Raw genomic sequence first — 23,627 nt, forward strand, 5'->3', positions numbered from 1 at the left:
CCAAACCCAGCCCGTGACAAACTGTCCTACCCGCCACTCCTTGGGGTGGCTCGGGCGGGCTCTGTAGGTCGCGATTAAGTGAAAGATATATTGGGTTTTGCTGGGTTTTCGGAGATTGACGCGGCGGCGGGCCGAAAACCGGAACGATCTGGGTGCACGAACGACGGCCAAGAATTTCTGTCTCGTTTCGGGCCTTGGTGCGATTGACACGCCTCTAGCCAAAGTTACTTTATCCACGAAATCACGTGGTCCGCAAACATTCCGTAAAGCACCTATCTTGCGTGTTCGGAAGTTTCGGTGATGGTCACCGATGCTGGAACCTACGGGGGAGCCTGGAGATGGCTTCTGATTTGACAAAGTGTGCGTAGAGGATCGCACCAGAAACTCCGAAACACTTGGGAGAAAACAATGAATCGGAATGTGGTCAGCGGGATCGCCGCGTTTGCACTTTTGGTGGGTGCGGCTCTCGCCATGAATGAATCGTCGGCTTACGCTGGCAACTGTGGTGGTGGATTGTTCTCGAAGCTGCATGCAAAGAAAGCATGTGGCGGTGGACTGTTCGCCAAGCTGAAGGCAAGCAACGACTGCTGTGCTCCGGAGCCCGTTTGCTGCGAGCCGGAACCTGTCTGTTGCGAACCTGCACCGTCATGCTGTGCACCCGAGCCGGCATGCTGTGGCAGCAGCCGTCCGAAGTTGTTCGCACGTCTGTGTGCAAAGTTGAAGGCCCGTAAGAGCTGCTGTGCTCCCGAGCCCGTCTGCTGCGAACCCGCACCGGTTTGCTGCGAACCGGCACCGGCACCTTGCTGCGAGCCCGCACCGGCTCCCTGCTGCGAGCCGGCACCGGCTCCCTGCTGTGCTGCCGCACCGGCTCCCTGCTGTGCTGCCGCACCGGCACCTTGTGCCGCATGCGATGGCGGCGTCGTTGTCGAAGCTGCACCCGCAGCCGAAGCAGCCCCGGCAGAAGCCGAAGCTAGCGCAAGCGACGCACCGCCGGCTCCGACTCCGGACGCCGACACCAACATCTAAGCTCGACAATAACGAGTTAGAAGGTTCAAGCCCGGTGCTGCATCACTGCAGCATCGGGTTTTTTTATGGCCTCACGCGGACTCGATCGATTCAATTTCCGTGTGCGATGGCCCTTCCGGGCCGTCGCTGCCCCAAGTGTACGATGGCCCTTCCGGGCCGTCGTCCGTGGGACTCAATGCGACGGCCTGGAAAGGACGTCATACACCCACTACCCGACCAGCTTCTCGATCACGTGGCCATGCACGTCGGTCAATCGGAACGGTCGGCCGGCGAAGGTGAACGTCAATCGTTCGTGATCGATGCCCAATTGGTGCAGAATCGTCGCCTGGATGTCGTGGACGTGCACGGCATCCTCGACGGGGTGGAACCCCAGGTCGTCTGTCTTGCCGATCGTTTGCCCGGCGCGCACGCCGCCACCGGCCATCCACATCGTGAAGGCTTGGGGGTGATGATCGCGGCCGAGTGAACGCCCCAGCGCCGCGCTGGCTTCCACCATCGGCGTGCGGCCGAACTCGCCGCCCCAGACCACCAACGTTTCGTCGAGCATCCCACGTTGCTTGAGGTCTTTCACGAGCGCCGCGCAGCCTTGGTCGGTGGCTTTGCACTGGGACTTCAACCCGCCTTCGACGTTGCTGTGGTGGTCCCAACCGCTGTGGTACAGCTGGATAAAGCGAACACCCCGCTCGGCCAGTCGTCGCGCAAGCAAGCAGTTCTTGGCGAACGATCCGGCGTCGTCGCGTTTGGTGCCGTACATCGAAAGCGTTTCGTCCGATTCACCAGAGAAATCCATCAGTTCTGGTGCCCGCGTCTGCATCCGGTACGCCATCTCGTAGGACTCGATCCGGGAATTGATTCCATCGACGGCGAGTGAGGCTTCGCGGCGGCGGTTCAGATCGGTCAGCAGGTCCAACGTCGCCCGTTGGGTTTCTCGGCTGATTCCCGGCGGGTTGGCGACGTGCAAGATCGGGTCTCCACTGCTGCGAAATGGAACGCCCTGGTGCTGGCCGGGCAGGAATCCGTTGTTCCACATCGCCGCGCCGCCGGACAGGTTGCCGCCGCTTTTCAGAACCACAAAACCGGGCAGGTCATCCGCCTCGCTGCCCAGGCCATACGTCAACCAAGATCCCATCGCCGGCCGTCCCGGGATCGGACTGCCGGTGTTGACGAAGATCTGTGCCGGCGCGTGATTGAACTGGTCGGTGTGAACGCTGCGAATGAACGCGACGTCATCGGCAATCTCCGCCAGATGCGGCAACGGATCAGCGATCTCTGCCCCCGACTGACCATAGCGATTGAACTTGAAACGGGGCGACAAGACGGCCGCGCCCGGTTGGATGAACGCGTAGCGCTGGCCGGCGATCACCGACGGCGGGATCGGTTTTCCTTCCAGTTCGACCAGCTTGGGCTTGTGGTCGAACAGGTCCAATTGGCTGGGGGCACCGGCCATGAACAGGTAAATCACCCGCTTGATCTTCGCTCGATGATGCAAGCCGCCGTTCAACGACGTTGCACTGCCGGATGCGCTGCCGGATGCGATGGGGGATGCGGCTGCGGTGTCGCCCGCCAGCAGCGATGCCAGCGAGATCTTGCCCAGCCCGATTCCACAGGCGGCGAACAATTGTCGGCGTGTGACTTCTTTCAAATTCATGGTGTGGTGATTGCTTCGTCGGTATTCATCAACGCCCGGGCGACCAACATCCAAGGTTGACCGTGTTCGGTTTGGCTGCGGTAAAACGCAACGATCGCATCCAGTTCTCCGTCGCTGGGCGACCGGACCAGGATGCGACGGAACAATTGTTTGGCGATCTGCCCAGGCGTGGGGTTCGCGTTGTTTTCGTTGGCATCACGGACGGCTTGTTCGGCCAGCCCGGCGGCGATTTCCAGGTACATCTCGTCATTCAGCAGCGTCAACGCTTGCAGCGGTGTCGTGCTGGAATCACGCCTGGCGATGCACAGCTCGCCCGACGGCGCGTCAAAGGTCGTCATCGCGGCGAACGGTGCAGTGCGTTTGCTGTATGTGTACAGCGAGCGGCGGAATCGGTCTGCCCCGGTGGACGTCGGCCAGGCGGCGTTTCCATAGGCCATTTGAACGACCGCCAAGGGTTGCGGCGGGTACACGCTGGGCCCGCCGACTTTCCGGCTCAGCAATCCCGATGCCGACAGAAACGCGTCGCGGATCCGTTCGGCGTCATAGCGGCGATAGGGAAACACGGACAGCAGCCGGTTGTCGGGGTCGGTCGCCGGTGGGGTGCCGATCGCTTGGCGGTAGGTCGACGAGAGGACGATTTCACGGTGCAATCGTTTGATCGACCAGCGGTTGCCATCGGCCGAATTGTCTCGCAGGCGGGCGTCCAGATAGTCGATCAGGTCGGGGTGCGAGGGCGATTCGCTTTGCGTGCCGAAATCGCCCGCGGTCCGCACGATGCCGGTGCCGAAAAATTCACGCCACGCACGGTTCGCCGTCACCCGTCCGACCAGCGGGTTCGCGTCGCTGACCAACCAACGTGCCAGTTCCAAGCGATCGGTCGGGGCATCGTACGCCCCGGTTCCGAGAAACTCTGGCACTGCCCCTTGGACCACCTCCTTGGATTGGAGGTACTCGCCGCGGTGGCGACGCCGTGTGATGCGCGGGTTGGTTGCCGGGCGCTCCTGCATCACCAAGGTCCGAATGTCGTCGGGGATCTGCTTGCGCAAGGCTTCGATGGGCTTGCGATGCGCGGCCATTTCCGGCGCGCCGCGCATGAATTCCAGGGCCAATGCTCGCTTCAGATCCGGTGACATCGCGGCCGAGGTTTTGGACTGAACCAACTCGCGTTGCAAGTCGCTGGAAATCTGCATCGCCTGGGGATTGGCGTCGGTCGTCACATCAATGCGGAAGTGCCCCAAGCCGGCGACGTAATGACGTTCGAACAACATTTCCAGCGTCCACGTCTGGTCCAGTCGTGTCGGCGGATCGAGCGGGATGACCAGGCGATGGGTTTGGCCGGCATCGCCGGGGATCGACCAACCGGTGGATCCGTCGCCGTCAAAGACGTTGCCCGGATACGTTTTTCCGTTGCCCGGTTTGGCGCCCGGCACGGAGGTGGTCCCGGCGGCGATCGCGATCGGGGTTTCGCCGACCGACACGTCCAGTTCGCTGAGGAAGAAATCACCGCGCCGACCTTCATAAAACGCCAGCCCCGGACCTTTGGCGGGCAGCGTCGGGTGCGCAAGTGCCTCGATTCGGATCGCCGTGACCGGCCGGTCCGAGTCGATCGCCGGCATCGTCAATGTATACACATCGCGTTTAGTCGCATCGCCCGAAGCCAGCACCGCCCCATCGCCGAGCACCGTCAACGTGGGCATGGTTGATTCCAATTGATCGGGAGCGACCGTCGTCCAGTTGGAAACTCGGTCCGAGCGTTCGGTCAGCCACGTTTCCAACGCTCCCCGTAGGGCCGCGTCGGCGTCGTCGCAAAGCAGCACACCGTCGACAATCTCCTGCTCCCTTTTCTCGATCTGTTGTTGCAGCGATTCACGCTGCTCGATCACCGCTTGGGGATCCGCATTCAGCTCCGGTTCATCGGCATTGTCCATCAACGCCATCATCGCGTAGTAATCCGTGTGGGTCAGCGGATCGTACTTGTGCGTGTGGCATTGGGCGCAGCCGGTCGTCAATCCCATCCAAACGGTGCCGGTCGTCGCGACGCGATCGACCATGGCATAGAAACGGAATTCCAGCGGGTCGATGCCGCCTTCTTCATTAAGCATCGTATTGCGGTGAAATCCCGTGGCGATGCGTTGGAATCGCGTGGCGTCGGGAAGCATGTCGCCGGCCAGTTGTTCGACCGAAAACTCATCGAACGGTTTGTCGGCATTGATCGCATCGATCACCCAATCTCGATACGGCCATATCGTACGGGGGCGATCTTTTTCATAGCCATTGGTGTCGCTGTATCGGGCCAAGTCCAACCACGGGCGGGCAAATCGTTCGCCGTATTCCGGTGCAGACAGCAACCTGTCGACCAGGGCCTCGTAAGCGTCGGGGCGTGTGTCGGACACAAACCGCCGGACTTCCTCCGGGGAAGGCGTGGTGCCCAGCAAGTCCATGTAGACGCGGCGGATCAGCGCGACCGGTTCGGCATCGCCGCCGGGGGAAAGTCCGTGCTGTTCCATCCGGTGAAGCACGAAACGGTCGATCGCACCACGACACCAATCCGGGTGTTCCACGGCCGGCAGCGGCGGTTCGGTCGCGGCTTGGAAAGCCCAGTGGACTTCGTATCGGCCGCCGGAGTCGATCCAGCGGCGCAGGGTTGCGATGTCACTCTCGCTTAGCGGCGGATGTCCCTCCGATGGCGGCATCCGCAGGTCCTCGTCGTCGCTGGTCACGCGGAGGAACAGCTCGCTCTCGTCGGCGGCACCGGGTTGGACCGCTTGGTAACCACCCAAATCTTGGCGTGATCCCGATTGGGTGTCCAATCGCAAACCCGCTTCGCGTGCGTCTTCGTCCGGCCCGTGGCAGGTGAAGCAGTGCTTGGCAAGGATCGGCCGAACGTCCCGATTGAAGTCCAGGCGGTTGAAATCCGGACCCGCCGAATCGGGCGAATCGGGTGAGCCGGGCGGACGCGAGTCGTCGGTCGCAAGTGTGCTGGCATTCGAGGTGCCGGCAACCAGTAGCACCGCAAGGAGGTGCCGCATCAACGACGGGATGCAAAGACGTTGGATCGTAAGAGGCATGACGGGCGGTAGGAGGTGGGATGAAGGTCGCCCTCCCACTATAGCCGATCGGGGCTCAATCTTCCCTCGGCATTTGGTCCTCTTGAAACTCCGGCAGCAGGATCTCCTCTCCGGCGGGGGTCGCTGGATCCACCGCGTCCCGTGTGTCGCTTGTCACTGCGATGTCGACCGGGCGCGCAGAGTCAATCGGGCCCGCAGAAGCGACCGCGATGCCCGATGCTTGCTTGGCCGCCGCCGCACCGCTGGCGATCTCGTAACCGACCAGCGCGATCATTCCGGCCAACAACGGCAGCCAATAATAAAGCACGCGGAAGATCAAGACCGATGCCAGGACCGTATCGCCAACGGTTCCCTTCAGTAGCGTCAGCAGAATGACCTCCAACACGCCCAGGCCCCCAGGGACCTGGGTCATCATGGCGACGCCGATCGCGACCAGGTAGGCGGCCAGGACCTGAGCAAACGGTACCACCGAATCGCCGGGCAAAACCAGATACAACGCCGTCGCGGAAATCAGCAGGTCCACCGCCGCCACGGACGCCTGGACGAACATCAATCCCGGCCGCGGGGGGCGCAGGTGCAGTTCGCCGATCGGCCAAGGTTTGCGCCACAAAAAACAGACCAGCGAATAGATTATGGCCAGCGAGATCAGCACGATGCCGAAGGTCTGCGTGCCAACGGGAAGCGAAACGTCGGGGGGCAGCTGGATCGGCACCCAGATCAGCACCATCCCGCCGAGAAACCACCAACCGCTCCAGAACGTCAGCCCCACCACGGAAATCAATGCGACGATCTGACCCGGTGAAAGCCCCCATTGGGAATAAAATCGAAACCGAATCGGCGCCGCCGCCAGCAACGTCCCCAGGTTGTTGCCCAGCGAGAAGCCGGCGATCGAGACCAAGGCGACGCGCCGCAACGGCAATGAACGTGCGACATAGCGCAGCGCCAGGATGTCATAGGCGATCAGCAAGCCATAGTTTAGCGCGATCAAAAACGCCGCGATGGCGATCTGGCTGGCGGGTACGCCGGTCAGCCCACGCACGAATTCTTCCCACGTGATTTGATGGGCTTCGCGGATCAGCAATCGCACCGCCAATGCGAATAACGCAATCGCGAGTACCGGTCCGGCATATTTTCGGATGCGTTTTTTCGGCAAGGCAGCGGCGCCACGGGGGGAGTGCGATGGACCTCGCCGCGTCGGGTTTGCGGTGAGGGCCGGGCATTGAGGTCGAAACCAGATTGTCCCCGCCGGCCGCTTGAGGGCAACCCCGTGATTTACCAAGAATCACCGGCGGCCTATGGTAGTGGTCGACAAGCATCCTGTTCGCTCAGCAACCCTTTTAAAACGCAAGCTCATGAAGACGGTCCGACACGAATTAGTTGTCCTCGGCGGTGGTCCCGCCGGCTACGTGGCTGCCATTCGCGCCGCACAACTGGGATTCGATACCGCGTGCATCGACGAAAACGCTCAATACGGCGGTACCTGCGTGCGGGTCGGGTGTATTCCCAGCAAAGCGTTGCTCGAATCGAGCCACTTGTACGAAGAGGCCAAGCAGCGATTCGGCGAGCACGGGCTGAAAATCGGGTCGCTGGATCTAGATCTCTCGGCGATGATGAATCGCAAGACGAAGATCGTCGACACGTTGACCGGCGGGATCGACATGCTGTTCAAGAAACAGAAGGTCACACCCTACTGCGGTCGTGGCAAGCTGCGTGATGTCCATTCGATCGTCGTCGAAGGTGACGAGCCGGTCGTGATCGAAGCCGACCGAATTCTGTTGTGCACCGGTAGCGTTCCGGCGACCCTGCGGGGTGTTGAAGAGGACGGGGATCGGATCGGTAACAGCACCACCGCACTCAGCTTTCCCAGCGTGCCCGAACGATTGGTCGTGATCGGCGGCGGCTACATCGGCATGGAACTCGGCAGCGTCTGGAATCGACTCGGCAGCGAGGTCACCGTGCTGGAAGCGTTTGACCGGATCTTCCCCGGCATTGATGCGGAGCTGGCGAACATCGCGCTGCGCACCTTCAAAAAGCAAGGCTTCAAGTTTCATCTGAAAACCTTCGTCGAATCGGCACGCGTCAAAGGCGATCAGTGCGTCGTCGAGGTCAAAGACGGCGATCCGATCACTTGCGATCGAGTACTGCTTGCGACCGGCCGACGTCCGGCAACCGATTCGATCGGGTTGGAAGCGATCGGATTGGAAACCGACCGTCACGGATTCATCCCCGTCGACGCGAACTATGAGACCTCCGTCGAGAACGTGTTCGCCACCGGCGATTGTATCGGCGGCGCGATGCTGGCGCACAAAGCGATGGAAGAAGCCGTCGTGTGTGTCGAGCGGATGGCCGGCATGCACACGCATATGAACTATGACGTCATCCCGGCGATCGTTTACACACACCCGGAAATCGCCAGCGTCGGAAAGATGGAAGACGAATTGAAGGAAGCCGGGATCGCCTACAACAAGGGCGTCTGCCCGTTCGGCGCTAACGGACGCGCCCGGACGCTGGGCGAACCCGACGGCCGCGTGAAGATTTTGGCCGACGCCAAAACCGATCGCGTGTTGGGTGTCCACATCATCGGTGCCCGCGCCGGCGACATGATCGCCGAAGCCGCCGCGGCGATGGAGTTCGGGGCCAGCAGCGAAGACATCGCGCGGACCTGTCACGCCCACCCGACCCTGGCCGAAGCGATGCACGAAGCCGCCTTGGCCGTCGACAAACGCGCCATCCACACGGCGTGACCGATAGCAGGGCGATCCGCCGCATTGATTCTCCGGGCCGTCCCGCGACTTATGTACGATGGCCCTTCCGGGCCGTCGCGCGCATTGTTGTCCGACGATCGTTCCGGGCTGTCGTACCGCGATCGCCCGGCGGGGTGCCGAGAGCGAAACTCTTGGCGAGTTCCGCTACCCCAAGAAAAAGCGGACGCGCGATCCGTTACAGCCCCACGGCGCTGAACAGGTCTCCGGCCGCGAACGGACGCGCCGCCGCAAAAACTTCTGCCGCGGCGATGCCGGCGATCGAACCGGTCATCACCGCCGCGGCACGAATCCGATCGTCCATCGCATGCTTGTGCGCGAATTGGCTGTGGTAGCACTGCATCGAGGCGATCTTCTGGTCCAACGTTTCGCTGATGTCGATCAAGAAGTGATACGGATTGCCCGCCAGTGTCATCGGTTCGATCGCCAGCCGGAAGTACAGCTGACGCTCGATCTTATGAACCGGCAATCCGTCAAAGTACGCATCCCACTTGGAGAGTCGACTGTAGAAGACGGCGGCATCGGTGATCAGCATCGATTGGAAATGATCCGGCGATGCCATCGGCGTCTTGTCGCCGAATCCGATCACGATCCGAGGCCGGTAGCGGCGGAACACCTTGGCCAATTCGACTCGGTGTTCGAAACAATCGAACAGTCGACGATTGGGAAGGTCCAGTTGAATCCGCTCGGCCACGCCCAGCACGTCGGCGGCCGCTTGGGCTTCCTTCATCCGCGCCTCCGGACCATCGCTAAACGGCGTCGGTTCTCCGTCAGTCAGGTCGACGATTCCGACGCGGTATCCCGATGCGGCCAGTTTCGCCAATGTTCCCCCACAGGCGACTTCGACGTCATCGGGATGGGAGCCCACGGCGATCACGTCTAACGGTTCATCGGTCATGTCGGTCGTCGCGGATGTCATGGCTCAAACGATAACGCGAAACGCGGACCGAAGCGACATGCGGTCGAGCCGCGTGATCAACGTCGCCAACGGTTCGTGGCGATTCAACTGGGTCGGCCGGCGCGGGACATCTTTCCATTCCCAACGGCCCGATCGCGTCTGGCGATCAAAGTCGGCTGGTGAAATCGTGCGGTCGGCCCGTGCGAACAGAACACGTTTCAGAAACGTCGTCTTGCCCACGCAGAACGATTCCCCGGGGTCTTGCGAGGATTGCCCGACGCGACGCTCCCAGTCCGCCGGTCGGTCGAACATCGAACAGGGCTCGTCCGACGCTTCGCTCCACGCTCTCTCTACCAGCTCCATCGACGCACTCCAACGCGGATTAACTTCCAGCAATGTCACCGAGTCGTGTTGGATCGCGACGTCGATGTTGAACGGACCGAAGATCGGCGCGGCGCTGCAGAAGGCCGTGCCGAGTCGACGCAACGAGTTGCACACCTCGATGCTGATCGGAATCGGGCCGAGCGCTCCCGCGAATACGAACGGGTAGGGGCCGATGCGTTTTTTCAGCAGGCGGCAGACCCCCAACAGCAACGCTCGATCTCCCAGGCCGAAAAAGCTCGCCCCGCAAATCGGTCCCCGAACCGGTTGCTGCAGAATCGCGCCGTCGGGAATCGGCCCGCCGCTCTCGCAGTAAGACACGCCCAACCCGCCGGAACTGGCACGGTGTTTGACCAGCCAACCCGGTTTGGTACCTCCGTTTCGCCGGGATTCCGGGAATCGGACGGCCGCGCGGGCAGCCAATTCCCGCAAAAAAACGACATCGTCACAGTTGGTAAATTGTGCGGGAGAGGCCCCCAAGAAACGACGCCCAGACGGGGCCAGCCCAGACCGGGCCAGCCCAGACGGGGCCAGCCCAGACGGGGCCAGCCCAGACGGGGCCAGCCCAGACGGGGCCAGCCACTGGTAACCGCCTTGCAGTCCGCCGACGATGGCGATCGGGGTGTCGCCGACGATTCGGTCAAGCATCGCGGTTGTGTCTGAAACGCGGATTTCGTCCAGCGAATGCCACTGGTGTGCCGAGGCGACGGTTTCGCGATCACCGAACTGGTCGATCACGATCGGGGAAAAGCCGGCGATTTGTGCCGACTCCGCCGCCGCCCGGGCCGATGCACCTACCAGCACGATCGGGCCGCGGTCACGGCCTCCTGATTTGGGGGGCGTGGCGGTCGCGGATTTTTGAAATCGACCGGGTGTTTGCATCGGCGCCATGGTTTGTTAGCTTTTCCCCGACTCCAGACCCACCCCAGGCGCTCACCGTCCCGATGGAAGGGCGTCGTGCGGGGCAACGGACATGTGTTTCCCCACCGGTCTTCTAGCCAAACTTTCTTTTGAACAGGTCACTGAAATGAAGTTTTACATTGGTGAGGCCCTGGTGGGCGATGGCAACGAGGTTGCACACATCGACTTGATGATCGGCAGCAAAGACGGTCCGGTCGGCACGGCATTCGCCAACGCGTTGTCAACGCAAAGCGAAGGCCACACGAACTTGCTGGCTGTTCTGGCGCCCAACGTCGCGGTTAAACCGTCGACGGTGATGATCACCAAGGTCACGCTGAAAGGCATGAAGCAAGTCGTGCAAATGTTCGGCCCGGCCCAAGCGGCGGTCGCAAAAGCCGTCGCCGATTCGGTCGCCGAAGGCGTGATCCCCGCCGACCAAGCCGAAGACTTGGTGTGCGTTTGCGGTGTGTTCATTCACCCCGAAGCCGACGACGACGAAAAGATCTACAACTACAACTACGAAGCCGTCAAGCAATCGTTGGTCAACGCGATGGGTGGCAAACCGACCGCGCAAGAAATGATCGCCCAAAAGGACTCGGCGGCGCACCCGTTCAAGGGCAACTTCTAGCAAGGGCAACTTCTAGAACGACGCGCCTTCGTGTCGAAGAAGGAGCGCCTGACAACACCCTCCCCGGCAGGGAGGGTGTCTTCGTGTGATGCGTTCGTGGTCCATCTCAGCTTGGTTTTCAGGTAGTGGACGAGGCGACGAGTCCTTTCGGCTTGCCAGCTGCGAGGACTCCTCGCGCCGTCCACTACCGATGACCCGCACCGACAACAACAACTCCCGGCGTTCCCATGACCAAACGCATTCTGTTTCAGTTCGATTGCGACCCCCAAGCCAGCTCGTTTGACGCGGTCGTCGCGGTCGATTCGGGCGTGGATCATCTGGTTCCCTACGCCGGTGTTCAGCCGACATCGATCGAGCCGTTGGTTCACGGCGCGATGTTCACACGCGGCGGCGACGATCTGAAAAACACCGCGATCTTTTTGGGCGGCAGTGATGTTGCAGCCGCAGAGAAACTACTTCAGTGCGTCACGGATGCGTTTTTCGGTCCCGTTCGCGTCTCGGTGATGATGGACGCCAACGGTTGCAATACGACCGCCGCGGCGGCCGTTGTGGCTGCCGCTCGGCATGTCGATTTGCCCGGGGCTCGCGCAGTGGTGCTCGGCGGGACCGGACCGGTCGGCCAGCGGGTCGCACGGTTGTTGGCTGGTGACGGTGCGTCGGTCACGTTGACCAGTCGGTCGTTGAGCCGTGCCCAGGAGGCCTGCGACCAGGTTGCCGGTCAGGCCGAAGGTGAGATCGCCGACCGATTGTCGGCCGCCGAATTGGATTCGCCCGCGAAGGTTCGCAGCGTGTTGTCCGAAACCAACATCGTGATCGCCTGCGGCGCGGCGGGAATCCAACTGGCCGAGAAGTCGGACTTGGTTGCTGCCAAAGATCTGGCGGTGGCGATCGACCTGAACGCCGTCCCGCCGGCCGGTCTGGGTGGGATCGCCGTGATGGACAAAGCCAAGCCGATCGGTGATGGTTCAGACGCCGTGGGTTACGGCGCGATCGGTGTCGGCGGTTTAAAAATGAAAACCCACCGTGCGGCGATTCAATCCTTGTTTAAATCCAACGATCAAGTGCTCAACGCGGACGAAATTTACGCGCTCGCTAAAACCGTCGAAAAGTCATAGTCTTGCAGATGTTCGATCTCGTCCTCGGTACCAACAACGCAAAAAAGCTGGTCGAATTGCGACTGATGCTTCCGGCAGAGCATTACAGTTTGCACTCCCTGGCGGAGATTCCCGAGTCGATCGACGTCGACGAAACCGGGGAAACATTTCGTGAAAACGCGGCGCTCAAGGCGACCGAGCAAGCCAAGCATCTGGGCCGTTGGGTGCTCGGTGAAGATAGCGGCCTTTCGGTGGACGCGCTCGGCGGCGCCCCCGGTGTCTATTCGGCTCGGTATGCCGGTCGGCACGGCGACGACGAAGCCAACAACGCAAAACTGCTCGCCGAATTGGCCGGTGTCCCGGCGGAGAAACGCACCGCGCGCTACCACTGCGAAGTCTGTTTGTCGGATCCCCAAGGCAATGTGCGAATCACCGCCGGCGGCGTTTGCGGCGGGGTGATTCGTACCGAGCCGTCCGGCGACGGCGGCTTCGGCTACGACCCATTGTTCGAAATCCGCGAGTATCACAAGACGTTCGCGGAGCTGGACCTGACCGTCAAACGAGCCCTCAGCCACCGCTCCCGCGCACTGCGGCACTTCCTGCCCCGGCTTCGGCGGCTGGTCGCAACGCTGTAGGCGTCGCATCGTTGCCGCCACGGGACGGTAGCGGAAGCCGCCAAGGCTTTCGGCGAATCGCCGGGGGAACGAAACTCTTGGCGGGTTCCGCTACGTGGCCGATCAGCCTGCGGCACTACACTACGCCGGTTCTTCCTCTTCGCCGGTCCGCATCCCCAGTTGCTTCATCTTTCGATACAGATTTGATCGATGCAGATCCAGCTTCGAGGCCGCTTCGGTCATGTTGCCGCCGCATTGGTGGATCGCGTGACGGATGTGATCGATTTGGAACAGCCGCGTCGACTCGGCCAGCGATGTCGGCAGATCGATGCGCAGAGTGCGTTGGTTGGAGTCGCGATCGTTTTCGGGCGACGTCGGTGGTTGCCGCAGTTCCAGGTCGGGAGCATGGATCATGTCACCGGTGGACAGGTAACAAACACGTTCGATCGTGTTGCGAAGCTCGCGGACGTTGCCGGGCCAGCGGTGGGACAGCAATGCGGTTTGCGCGGAGTCGGACAGGGCGGGGACTTTGCGGCCGATCTCGTAACAGAAGTGATTTAGGAAGTGGTTGGCCAACAGCAGCACGTCGCGACCACGGGCCGCCAAATCGGGCAGCGTCAACGAGACGACATTAAGTCGAAAGAACAGGTCTTCGCGAAACCGTTTTTGGGCGATCAATTGTTCCAGCGGTTGATTGGTCGCTGCGATCACACGGACGTCGACGGGGATCGGCACGCTGCCGCCGACCCGCACGACTTCGCGCTGTTCCAACACGCGCAACAGTTTTGCTTGGCCGCCGGGGCTCATGTCGCCGACTTCGTCCAGGAACAGCGTGCCGCCGTTGGCGAGTTCAAACTTTCCGACCCGTGTGGCATTGGCGTCGGTAAAGGAGCCGCGTTCGTGTCCGAACAATTCGCTTTCCAGTAGCGATTCAACCAATGCCGCGCAATTGACCGCGATGAAGGGGCCGTTTTTACGGTCGCTTTCGTAGTGGATGTGGCGTGCGACGACTTCCTTTCCGGTTCCATTGCTGCCCAGGATCATGACCGTCAAATCGGTTTTGGCGACCTTGGTACCGCTTTCTCGCACCGCGGCGACGGCCGGGTGCTCACCGATCAGCGGTGTGCTCCGCGCGGCGTCGCGGACCAGGCGGTCACGCGACTCGGTCAACGATTGTTGTGCCCGCTGGGCTTGGATCGCGACCGCGGCGTGGGTCGCCAAGTCGGACAGCAGCAGCACATCGGAGTTGTCGAAGTGGTTTTCCAGATGGTTGATCGCTTCGAAGACGCCGATCGTTTCACCGCGTGGGCCGATCAGCGGGACGGCGACCAGCGATCGGGTGCGGAATTCCAGAGACCGATCGACGTCGCGATTGATCCGTGCTTCGTCATCGCTGTTGGCGTTCCAGATCTGAGGCTCTTTGGTGGCCAACACCTCGCCGACGATTCCCGCATTGTCCGGAACGATCAAGGGCCGGTCGTCGATGCCCAGGGCCGGCCGACCGATCAGTTTTTTTCGTCGCTTGTCCCACAGGAAAATGCTGGCGCGTTCGCATCCGATCAAGTCGGTCGCGGTGTCGGCGATCTGTCGCAGCAGCGTGTTCTCGTTGCTCGATTCTTGCAGCTGCGTTTGTTGCCACTTGGCGGCGGCCTCCAGCACACTGGTCAGCTGGGCAATGCGATGGCGATGACGTCCGTCGAGCTCGGTCCGGGTGATCGCCGTGACCAGCAATTGCGAGATCCGCTCCAGGCGATTGCGGTCCTGGGGCTGGATTTCCGACTCCAACACCAGGCAACCGACCATGGGCGAGGCGACGATCGTACCGTTTTCGTTGATGTCGACCTGGCAGGGGACCACCCACCAGCGTCCGGCATTGCGGCTGTCGCCGTGGTCGATCGCGTCACTGATCAGGTCCAGCGGCAGTGCGGATGGAGGCGGGCGATGGGAGGTGTCGCCGGACGAATCGGACCAGGCATCAACGTGCCAGCGGCCTTTTTGCTGGGTCACCAGGGTGGCCGTTTCCAGGCCCAGCAGGGCGGTGAAACTCGGTAGCAGTTGTTTGACCAGTGCGGGGCGGCTGATCTGAGCCCTCAGTGCCCGAGCGACGTCGCCGGCAAAAGCGAGTTCGTCAGGCGGATTGGAGGGGGCGTGCGCGTGAAAGGAAGAGGAGTGTTGTGTCATGGTGTCCATGTTTCGCCATTGGGGCGGACGGTCGACGGGCAGACCAAAAAAACGTTTCATGAGGACAAGTGCCGCCGGATCGCCGTTGGCAAATAGACGAAGTCGCCTACTTCACGCTATCCTGTTCGCCCCGCAACAAATGCGTGCGACCGAGGCGCGTGACTTTTCCCTTTTCATTAGGAATACAAATCGAGATGCAATTTCAGGGTAAGAAGGGGCTGATTTTAGGGGTCGCCAACGAAAACTCGATTGCTTGGGCGATTGCTCAAGAAATCATGAACGCCGGCGGAGTGTGCGGATTCACCCACCTGCCGGATCGGCCGGACGATGATCGACAGCGAAATCGACGCCGTGTGTCCCAGTTGACCGACAAGTATGAAAACGCAGCTTTTCTGCTACCCATGGACGCGCAGAAAGATGACGACATCCGCAGCGTATTCGAACAGACGACAGAAAAATTTGGAAAAATCGACTTTGTCCTCCATTCGATCGCGTTTGCCGACCGTCAGGACTTGGCCCGTGACACGATTGAGACCAGCCGTGCGGGATTTGCCTTGGCGATGGATGTCAGCGTGTACACGTTGCTGGCCTGTGCCAACGCCGCCAAACCGATCATGAATCCGGGGGGCGCGATCGCGGCGATGACATATTTCGGTGGCGAGAAGTGCGTCCCGGGGTACAACGTGATGGGGATTTGCAAAGCGGCCTTGGAGGCTGCGGTCCGCTACGCCGCGTATGACCTTGGGCCGTCGGACATCCGTGTCAACGCGCTTTCGGCCGGCCCGGTGCGGACGCTGGCCGGCCGTGCGGCGGGCGTCGAAGACATGTTGAAGCTGTACGATAGAATGGCGCCGCTGGGGCGAAACATCACCCACGAGGAGGTCGGGCGGACGGGGGCATTCCTGTTGAGCGACCTGAGCCAGGGGATCACCGGTGAGATTCTGCATGTCGATGGCGGCTACAACGCGATGGGCAGCCCCGGCCGTTTGCTGGATGATTTGAAATCGTAGAACCGTTTCCTTCTTCCATTTGTTTTTTTCTACCAACGCAAGAGATTCCATGGTCCGAACCGCAAGCACGATGTTGCCGCTGGGCACGAAGGCACCTGATTTTTCGCTTCCCGAATGTGACGGCGGGACCGTCAGTTTGTCGGATTTGGCGGGCAAGAAGGCGTTGCTGGTGATGTTCATGTGCAATCACTGCCCGTACGTCAAGCATGTCGCCGATCAGCTGAAATCACTCAGCGACGACTACATGGCCAAGGGAGTCGCAGTGGTCGCGATCAGCAGTAACGACGCGGACGAGTATCCCGATGATTCTCCGGAGGCGATGTCGCGGGAGAAGGTGCAGCGTGGGTATGCGTTTGAGTACCTGTACGATGCCGATCAATCGGTTGCCCGAGCCTACGCGGCGGCCTGCACGCCTGATTTCTTTCTGTTCGACGCCGACCAGAAACTGGTTTATCGGGGGCAGCTGGATTCATCGCGACCGGGCAGTGACATCCCGGTCACGGGGGAAGACTTGCGCGCGGCGTTGGACGCGGTGCTTGCCGGCCAGGCTCCGAGCAGCGAGCAGCGTCCGTCGTTGGGCTGCAACATCAAGTGGAAGTCCGGCAACGAGCCCGACTACTTCAATGCTGCGGGTGCCAGCTGAGTGCTGACTTATCTGCAGGATCTGACGTTGCGGTTGGCCGCCGGAGCGATGCGTTTGGACGATTCGGTTCGTCAGACGCATGGTGCTTGGTTGGCCGGGCAGCAGCGTGCCGACGGAGGGTTCGCCGGGCGCGAAGGCGGCAGCGATCCCTACTACACCGCGTTTGCCCTGCGCGGGTTGTGGATTCTTGATGCGCTGACGCCGGAGATCGGACAGGCGGCGGCTGGGTTCTTGCGTGGCCGGCTGGACCAGCGCGAAGGCATTGTGGATCTGATCTCGTTGATTTTTGGCGCGGCGATTTGCGAGATGGCGGTCGACGCAGAGGTGATCGGAGAGGAAGATGGCGGCTGGGTGGATAACGTCGCCGAGTTGCTTGAATCGCTGCGGACCGATGACGGTGGTTATGCCAAGAGTCCCGAGGGGCGTGCGGGGAGCACGTACCAGACGTTCCTGTCGGTGCTGTGTTTGGAATTGATGGGGCGACAACCGCGACGGTCTGAAACAGTGCTCGAGTTTTTGGATTCGCAGGCGCATCCCGAAGGCGGGTACTTGGAGATTCGTGCGGCGAAGCGGGCGGGAGTGAATCCGACGGCGGCGGCGATCGGGACGTTGAAGACACTCGGGGCAATGGATCGGGTGGACCGTGCGACGACGATCGACTTCTTGGCCGAGATGCAGTCCGATGAAGGAGGTTTGACGGCCAACACGCGGATTCCGTTCGCCGACTTGCTCAGCAGTTGCACCGGCATGATCACGCTGGAGGATTTGGATGCCAGTGATGCGGTGGATCGGGAGGCGGTGCGTCGATATGCCGAATCGATGCAAGCCGACGGCGGCGGGTTCACCGGGTTTGCGCTCGATCACATTGCCGACGTCGAATACACGTTTTATGGTTTGGCGACGTTAGCGTTGACGGTTTGAGGGTTGGGGTGACGGATGGGGTGCGTGCGCTGCGGGGCAGGCAGGGTGCGAACCGAGACTGCAGCAGCGGTTAGACTGCTGTGAAGATTGCCATTTATTCAAGACGGTTGACCTGAGCACCATGACGATTCTTTCTGTCCAAGACATCTCCAAATCGTTTGCGACCGCGGGGGATCCGTTGGAAGTTTTGCGCGGGGTGACGTTGGAGCTTGCCGGCGGTCAGTCGTTGGCGATTGTGGGTCCCAGCGGCAGCGGCAAGAGCACGCTATTGCAGATTCTGGGGACACTTGATCGCCCGGATGGCGGCAGCGTCCGGCTGGACGGAGAGGATCCGTTCGAGCTCGACGACACGCGGTTGGCCCATTGGCGAAATCGGCGGGTGGGCTTCATTTTTCAAGACCATCACCTGTTGCCGCAGTTGTCCGTAATCGAGAACGTGTTGGTGCCATCGTTGGCGGTGGGGCGAGCTTCGGCGGAGCATGTCGACCGAGCGAACGAGTTGCTCGATGCGGTGGGGCTCAGCGGGCGGACGACGCATTTGCCCGGCGAGCTTTCTGGCGGCGAGCGAGAGCGGGTGGCGATCGCGCGGGCCTTGCTGATGCGCCCGGGGCTGGTGTTGGCGGATGAACCGACCGGGAACCTTGATCGGAGGACCGCCGAGTCCGTCACCGCGGTTTTGCAGGCACTGCAGAAAGAGAACGACGCGATTCTGATTTGCGTCACCCACAGCGACGCCTTAGCCGCAGCAATGGACCAGCGCAAAGAGCTCGTCGACGGCCAACTCGTCGCCGGATAACCCCCCCGCCCAAATAGTGCCACCCACCAACCACTAAATGGTGCCACCCACCAACCAATAAATGGTGCCACCCACCAACCACTAAATGGTGCCACCCACCAACCACTAAATGGTGCCACCCACCAAACCCTCCGCCGATGCCCAAATGGTGCCACTTGCCCAAAAGCTTCAAGGTGCTGACACCCACCGATTAACCGCATCCATTGATGATCAAATGGTGCCGTCTACCTAGCATGCTTCACCCAGGTGGTGTGCGCTAATCCACCTGTGGATTGACTGCCGGGGGGTGAGTGCTAGAATTTCCGGACTCACTTTTGGGGGGGGACAACCATGGGGCGTGCATTGCGGTCGGAGCAGTTTGATCCGGCGGAGATTTCGATGATGCACTGCGTGCAGCGGTGCGTGCGAAGGGCCTATCTGGCCGGTGTGGATCCGCAGACCGGAAAGGATTACGGCTTTCGCCGTGAATGGATCCGGCGGCGGATGGAGGCCCTCGCTTCGGTTTTTGGCGTCGATGTGCTGACCTACGCCATCCTCTCCAATCACATGCACCTGATCCTTCGCAACCGCCCCGACGTCGTTCAAGCCTGGTCGGATCAGGAGGTCGCGATTCGCTGGCTAAGAGTCTTTCCCGGGCGGCGACTGGAAGAACACCTCGCCGAACCGACCGAAAACGATGTCGCCACTTTGGCACGTGACAAGGAAAGGCTGGCAGAGATTCGACATCGACTATCGGATCTGTCCTGGTTCATGCGTGCACTGAGTGAACCGATCGCCCGCATGGCCAACAAACAGGATGAATGCACGGGACGGTTCTGGGAGGGCCGTTTCAAGGCGCAGGCGATTGCCGATGAAGCGGGCTTGCTGGCCTGTGCGATGTACGTGGACCTGAATCCGGTTCGGGCGGCGATGGCGGAAACGCCGGATCAGGCCCCTCACACCTCGGCCTACGACCGCATCAAAGCAGATCAAGGTGACCAGATCGACTCAGCGGCGTTTGACTTGGTTCCCGTTGACACGGCAGAGGCAGGGAAAACGATTCGCGAAACGCCGGTCGAAGCGTTGAAGGAGCGACGCAAGAAGAAACGCGTCAATCCGACCGGCAAGCGGATTCGGCGTGACGGCTGGCTGGCGCCGTTTCGGCTGGGGAAGAAGCCGGCGAGTGACCCAGAGCTCAGCGAAGGCGGCGTGCGCGCCAGTGACAAGGGGTTTCTGGATCTGGACTGGGGCGACTATTTGAAGTTGCTGCGGTGGACGGCCAAGCAAAGTGACGAAGGGTCGGGGCGCGAAGTTCCCGAGGGCATGCAGTCGGTGCTGACCCGATTGGGAATCGATCTGTCGATGTGGCGTGACTTGGTATGGAACTTCAAGCGGTACTTTGGCCAGAGCTGTTGCGCGGGATCACCGAGCGCGATGGGCAAGTTCGCTGAATCGACCGGCCGTCACTGGTCCAAGGGGCAGCGGAGCGTCGCCCAATGCTTCGCCGCGTGAAAGTGATGGCGTGCGGCAGGTGACGCCTTTGAATCGCTGTGGGTCACGCGGCGGAACACTTTCCGGCAGTCCCGCGGTCGGCCGCAAGGGAGTGACGAGGGCAGGGCGACGCGTCTAGGCCTTGATCGCAAATCGGCGAAGTGAGGCTGCGATCTTCTGCGCGGCCATCTGTTCAGCGTTTATGTCTTTCGGCGATCTCCTGGATGATCGAACGTTCAACTTCCGTGCAGCATCGGTGGATTTCTCGGTGTCTCCGCATTCTCCTGCCCAGACATATACCTGACCGCTCAGAATTAGGGGCATAGTTTCGTGGGTGGCACCAAAGCGGAGGCGTCGGACTGACTATTGTTGGGTGGCACCAAATTGGAGGGGGGGCGGCGGTCATGATTCGTCGTCGTACTCTTCCTCTTCGTATTCCTCGTATTCTTCTTCGTCTTCGTATTCCTCTTCGGTCGCCGAGGCGGTTTGCTTTGTGGATGATTCTTCTGGATCGTCGTCTGGCTCTGGGGGATCGAGTCCCTGCATTTCATGCCATTGTTCTAAGGTCAGCAAGACGTCGCGGGCTTTGCTGCCGTTGTACTGCCCGACGATGCCGTCTTCGGCCATGAAGTCGATCAGTTTGGCCGCACGGCCGTAGCCGATTCCGAGGTGACGCTGCAACAGTGAACAGGACCCGCGGCCTTCGCGAATGATCACTTCAACCGCACTGTCATAAATGTCGGGGCGGTCTTCATTGAGCGAAGGCCCGTCGCCGTCGTCGTCGCTGGTAACCTTCAAGTTCATCAGTTCACCGACAAAGTTCTGCTCGCCCATGCTGCAGTGCTCGCAAATCATGTCGATCTCTTCATCACTCAAATAGGTTCCTTGCCCACGGATCAGCGTGCTGGTCCCCGGCCACAAGAACAACATGTCGCCATTGCCGAGCAACTTGTCGGCTCCATTTTCATCCAAGACGACACGGCTGTCCGTTTTGCTGGCGACCTGGAAACTCAATCGAGCGGGCAGGTTACTCTTGATCAAACCCGTGATTACGTCGACGGTCGGTTTTTGTGTCGCCAAGATCAAGTGGATTCCGACCGCCCGACTCTTTTGCGCCAAGCGAATGATGTGCTGTTCCACATCTTTTCCGGCGGTCATCATCAAATCCGCCATCTCGTCAGCAACGATGACGATGAACGGAAGCTTGTCCGGGACCGAGCCGTCATCGTCCTCGGGGTCGATCTCCAACCGACGCAAGACTTCGTCGCGCCCCAGATCGTTGAAACTGTTGATGTGTCGGACGCCGGCGTTGGCCAACAGCGAATACCGCTCCTCCATCTTCTCGACCGCCCACGCCAAAATCGCCTCGGCTTTGCGCATGTCGGTGATCACCGGGTGCATCAGGTGCGGCAGCTTTCCGTATCCGCTCAGTTCGACCATCTTGGGGTCGATCATCAGCATCCGCACCTCGTCCGGTCGACAGGTCATCAGAATCGAAGTGATGATCGCATTGAGACAAACACTTTTCCCGGTACCGGTCCGCCCGGCGATCAACAGGTGGGGCATCTTGGCCAAATCGACGACCATCGGATTCCCCGAAACGTCCTTGCCCAAGAAGACGGGGATGTTCATCTTCAGCGAACGCATGTCGGATTCTTCCATCACGTCGCGCAAGCGAACCGCCTGACGCTTCTCGTTGGGCACCTCGATCCCGACCGTGTTCTTGCCCGGGATCGGCGCAACGATACGGACGCTGGGCACGCGCAACCCGATCGCCAAGTCTTCCGCCAAACTGGTGATCTTGCTGAGTCTCAAACCCGCTTCGAGTTCAATTTCGTACTGCGCGATGACCGGGCCGGTTTCAATTTCCACGACGCGGATGTTGAAGCCGAAGTCGGCAAACGTGGCCTCAAGGATCTTCGCCTTGCGACGAACCTCACTCAATTGCTCGTCGTAGTCGATGTCGTCGCTGGCTTCGAGCAAATCGACGCGGGGCAATTGGTAGTCCTCACTCCCGGCCGGAGCGGCTTCGACCATGTCTTCGTAAAGCTGGTCCAATTCGTCTTCGTTCTTGTTCTTCTTGGGAAGTCGAATCTTGGGGCCCGGCACGTCATGCGCGCCGTCACCACGCAGCGAGACGGTTTCGTCATCGATCTCGAGTTCGCGAATCGAGGAACTGTCCTCGGCGGTTTCCTCATCCTCGTCGTACTCTTCGTAATCGTCTTCAACCGCTTCGTTGGATGACGAAACGGCGACGGCAGTGTCCGCTTCGTCCGAGTCATCCGCGTTGGAATGGTTGCGGCGGTTGCCGGCGCGGACCTTGATTCGTGGTTCAGCCCGGGGAGTTTCCGATTCCTCGACTTGTTCGTCCAAAGCGTCCTCGTCGAAGGACCCTTCACTGGCTTCGAATTCCTCTGACGCCTCGATCGTCTCACCATCGGATGTCTCGGCGAACGGTGCCGCATGCTCCTCGAACGGTCGTCGGCGACGTCGCAGTGCAGGAGGAAGTACCTTTGCCGCCTGCTGCACCCCACGACGCGAGACCTGGGCGCTGCCGGCAAAGATGCGGCGACTGGCGTACAAGATGGCGTAATCGGTCGTCAACAGCACACCGATCGCGAGTGTTGTTAATGTCAAAATCCACGCGCCACCGGTTTTGAAGTGCTCCAAAAGCCACGTCGAGGACATCGCCCCGAGCACTCCACCGGCTCCGAAAATCGTGATGCCGTCGTTGTCAATCGGCAACATCGCCGCGGCCGTGGCAGCGCCGAGCAGAATGATCGTTCCCCCCAGCGATCGAAGCACCGGGGCATTGAGCCGGCCGCGACGCAGCAGCGCAATCGCCGTCCCTCCCAATGCGGCAACGACGATCCCCGACGCCAACCCCATCGATGTCATCATTGCCGACGCAATCAACGCCCCCCAATAACCGCATGCGTTGGTGATCTGATCGGCCGGCGGGTACACCAGGACATCGGGCATGTGCAACGCGCTGATGGGCCAAAACGGTTCCTCCAGCGGGTCGGCCGGATTACGCGTCACCAACGAAATCGTCAACAGGATGGTCAGCGCAATCAACAAGATCGCACCGACATCGCGAGCGAAGTCCGGCGTGGCGGGAGATTCGTTGGTCAGTTCGGCCGACATGCAGTGTCCGAGGGGGTGGGCCAGATTCAGTTATCCAACACGGCTTGTCGTCTAAAATCGTCCCTCAAACTCAACCGACATGAATGCCATGGATGGAACTGCAAAGACCCGACCGAGCGAGAAAGCCAACCCGTGCCGCAAGGTTTGCCAAATCGGTCGGGCCATCAGCAACCGTCAAGCTTTCACCAGCTGGTACGTGATCCAACGAAAGCCCCGCTTTGCAGCCAACTGTCAGAGATTTTTGCTGACATGCCGGCAGCACGGGTAACAATGGTCTAGCGACTGGCCACGAAGGCCGGAATGATCAGTGAGTTCTCTTTCATGAGAAGCCTCTCAAGCGTCGCAAACGCCGAATCAGGATCAGCCAAGGAGTCAGGCAGGCCCACGTACGAGAGCCGAACCACACACGAGAACGTTAAGTGTCCATCGAACTTCTGCAC

16 protein-coding genes are annotated in these 23,627 nt (G+C 60.9%); 9 read left to right on the forward strand and 7 right to left on the reverse strand.

Annotation, left to right across the window (positions count from 1 at the left end):
* Positions 1-1,234: 1,234 nt before the first annotated feature.
* From Mal15_RS24945 to Mal15_RS24955, 3 genes are read right to left on the reverse strand one after another with little or no spacing between them, the layout of a single operon-like run.
* Entirely contained in the window at positions 1,235-2,674 is a 1,440-nt protein-coding gene (locus tag Mal15_RS24945) for a DUF1501 domain-containing protein (protein ID WP_147870237.1), read from the reverse strand.
* Positions 2,671-5,742, reverse strand: coding sequence for a PSD1 and planctomycete cytochrome C domain-containing protein (locus Mal15_RS24950; RefSeq protein ID WP_147870238.1), 3,072 nt, complete (start codon positions 5,740-5,742; stop codon positions 2,671-2,673). The genes Mal15_RS24945 and Mal15_RS24950 overlap by 4 nt, the downstream gene beginning before the upstream one ends.
* A 55-nt stretch (positions 5,743-5,797) precedes the next feature.
* Complete coding sequence (locus Mal15_RS24955; RefSeq protein WP_233903012.1) at positions 5,798-6,895, reverse strand: putative bifunctional lysylphosphatidylglycerol flippase/synthetase; 1,098 nt, start codon at positions 6,893-6,895, stop codon at positions 5,798-5,800.
* 199 nt (positions 6,896-7,094) lie between these two features.
* On the opposite strand from Mal15_RS24955, the gene lpdA reads away from it, so the two are divergent.
* Positions 7,095-8,486: a dihydrolipoyl dehydrogenase gene (gene lpdA, locus Mal15_RS24960; RefSeq protein ID WP_147870239.1), complete on the forward strand. Its 1,392-nt coding sequence runs from the start codon at positions 7,095-7,097 to the stop codon at positions 8,484-8,486.
* A 196-nt stretch (positions 8,487-8,682) separates the two neighbouring features.
* On the opposite strand, the gene Mal15_RS24965 is transcribed toward lpdA, so the two are convergent.
* Positions 8,683-9,423, reverse strand: coding sequence for a PIG-L family deacetylase (locus Mal15_RS24965; RefSeq protein WP_199773732.1), 741 nt, complete (start codon positions 9,421-9,423; stop codon positions 8,683-8,685).
* Positions 9,424-9,426: 3 nt separating this feature from the next.
* On the reverse strand, positions 9,427-10,665 hold the full coding sequence (locus Mal15_RS24970) for an ATP-grasp domain-containing protein (RefSeq protein ID WP_147870240.1): 1,239 nt from the start codon (positions 10,663-10,665) through the stop codon (positions 9,427-9,429).
* A 145-nt stretch (positions 10,666-10,810) separates the two neighbouring features.
* On the opposite strand from Mal15_RS24970, the gene fae reads away from it, so the two are divergent.
* The 3 genes from fae (at position 10,811) to rdgB (ending at position 13,040) form a co-directional block, all read left to right on the forward strand.
* Positions 10,811-11,311, forward strand: coding sequence for a formaldehyde-activating enzyme (gene fae / locus Mal15_RS24975; RefSeq protein ID WP_147870241.1), 501 nt, complete (start codon positions 10,811-10,813; stop codon positions 11,309-11,311).
* 227 nt (positions 11,312-11,538) lie between these two features.
* Complete coding sequence (locus Mal15_RS24980; RefSeq protein WP_147870242.1) at positions 11,539-12,426, forward strand: NADP-dependent methylenetetrahydromethanopterin/methylenetetrahydrofolate dehydrogenase; 888 nt, start codon at positions 11,539-11,541, stop codon at positions 12,424-12,426.
* Positions 12,427-12,434: 8 nt separating this feature from the next.
* A complete protein-coding gene (gene rdgB, locus Mal15_RS24985; RefSeq protein ID WP_147870243.1) occupies positions 12,435-13,040 on the forward strand; it encodes an RdgB/HAM1 family non-canonical purine NTP pyrophosphatase in 606 nt (201 codons plus the stop codon).
* A 120-nt stretch (positions 13,041-13,160) separates the two neighbouring features.
* Here the strand turns inward: rdgB and Mal15_RS24990 are convergent, their stop codons facing one another.
* Positions 13,161-15,260 carry a sigma-54-dependent Fis family transcriptional regulator gene (locus Mal15_RS24990; RefSeq protein ID WP_147870244.1) on the reverse strand — a complete coding sequence of 700 codons (2,100 nt, stop codon included), beginning with the start codon at positions 15,258-15,260 and terminating at the stop codon, positions 13,161-13,163.
* 134 nt (positions 15,261-15,394) lie between these two features.
* On the opposite strand from Mal15_RS24990, the gene Mal15_RS24995 reads away from it, so the two are divergent.
* The 5 genes from Mal15_RS24995 (at position 15,395) to Mal15_RS25020 (ending at position 20,061) form a co-directional block, all read left to right on the forward strand.
* Positions 15,395-16,210 (forward strand): enoyl-ACP reductase FabI, encoded by an 816-nt coding sequence (locus Mal15_RS24995; RefSeq protein ID WP_147870245.1) that lies wholly within the window; start codon positions 15,395-15,397, stop codon positions 16,208-16,210.
* Between the two features lie 49 nt (positions 16,211-16,259).
* Positions 16,260-16,853, forward strand: a complete 594-nt coding sequence (locus tag Mal15_RS25000) for a thioredoxin family protein (protein WP_147870246.1) — start codon at positions 16,260-16,262, stop codon at positions 16,851-16,853.
* A complete protein-coding gene (locus Mal15_RS25005; protein WP_147870247.1) occupies positions 16,854-17,774 on the forward strand; it encodes a prenyltransferase/squalene oxidase repeat-containing protein in 921 nt (306 codons plus the stop codon).
* Positions 17,775-17,901: 127 nt separating this feature from the next.
* Positions 17,902-18,570: an ABC transporter ATP-binding protein gene (locus Mal15_RS25010; protein ID WP_147872491.1), complete on the forward strand. Its 669-nt coding sequence runs from the start codon at positions 17,902-17,904 to the stop codon at positions 18,568-18,570.
* A gap of 330 nt (positions 18,571-18,900) precedes the next feature.
* Positions 18,901-20,061, forward strand: a complete 1,161-nt coding sequence (locus Mal15_RS25020) for a transposase (RefSeq protein WP_199773673.1) — start codon at positions 18,901-18,903, stop codon at positions 20,059-20,061.
* A 381-nt stretch (positions 20,062-20,442) separates the two neighbouring features.
* Here Mal15_RS25020 and Mal15_RS25025 read toward each other — a convergent pair whose 3' ends face one another.
* The gene (locus Mal15_RS25025; RefSeq protein ID WP_147870249.1) at positions 20,443-23,187 is read right to left on the reverse strand and encodes an FtsK/SpoIIIE family DNA translocase; all 2,745 of its coding nucleotides are present in this window, start codon (positions 23,185-23,187) and stop codon (positions 20,443-20,445) included.
* Positions 23,188-23,627: the final 440 nt, after the last annotated feature.

Source organism: Stieleria maiorica (assembly GCF_008035925.1).
Classification (GTDB): domain Bacteria; phylum Planctomycetota; class Planctomycetia; order Pirellulales; family Pirellulaceae; genus Stieleria; species Stieleria maiorica.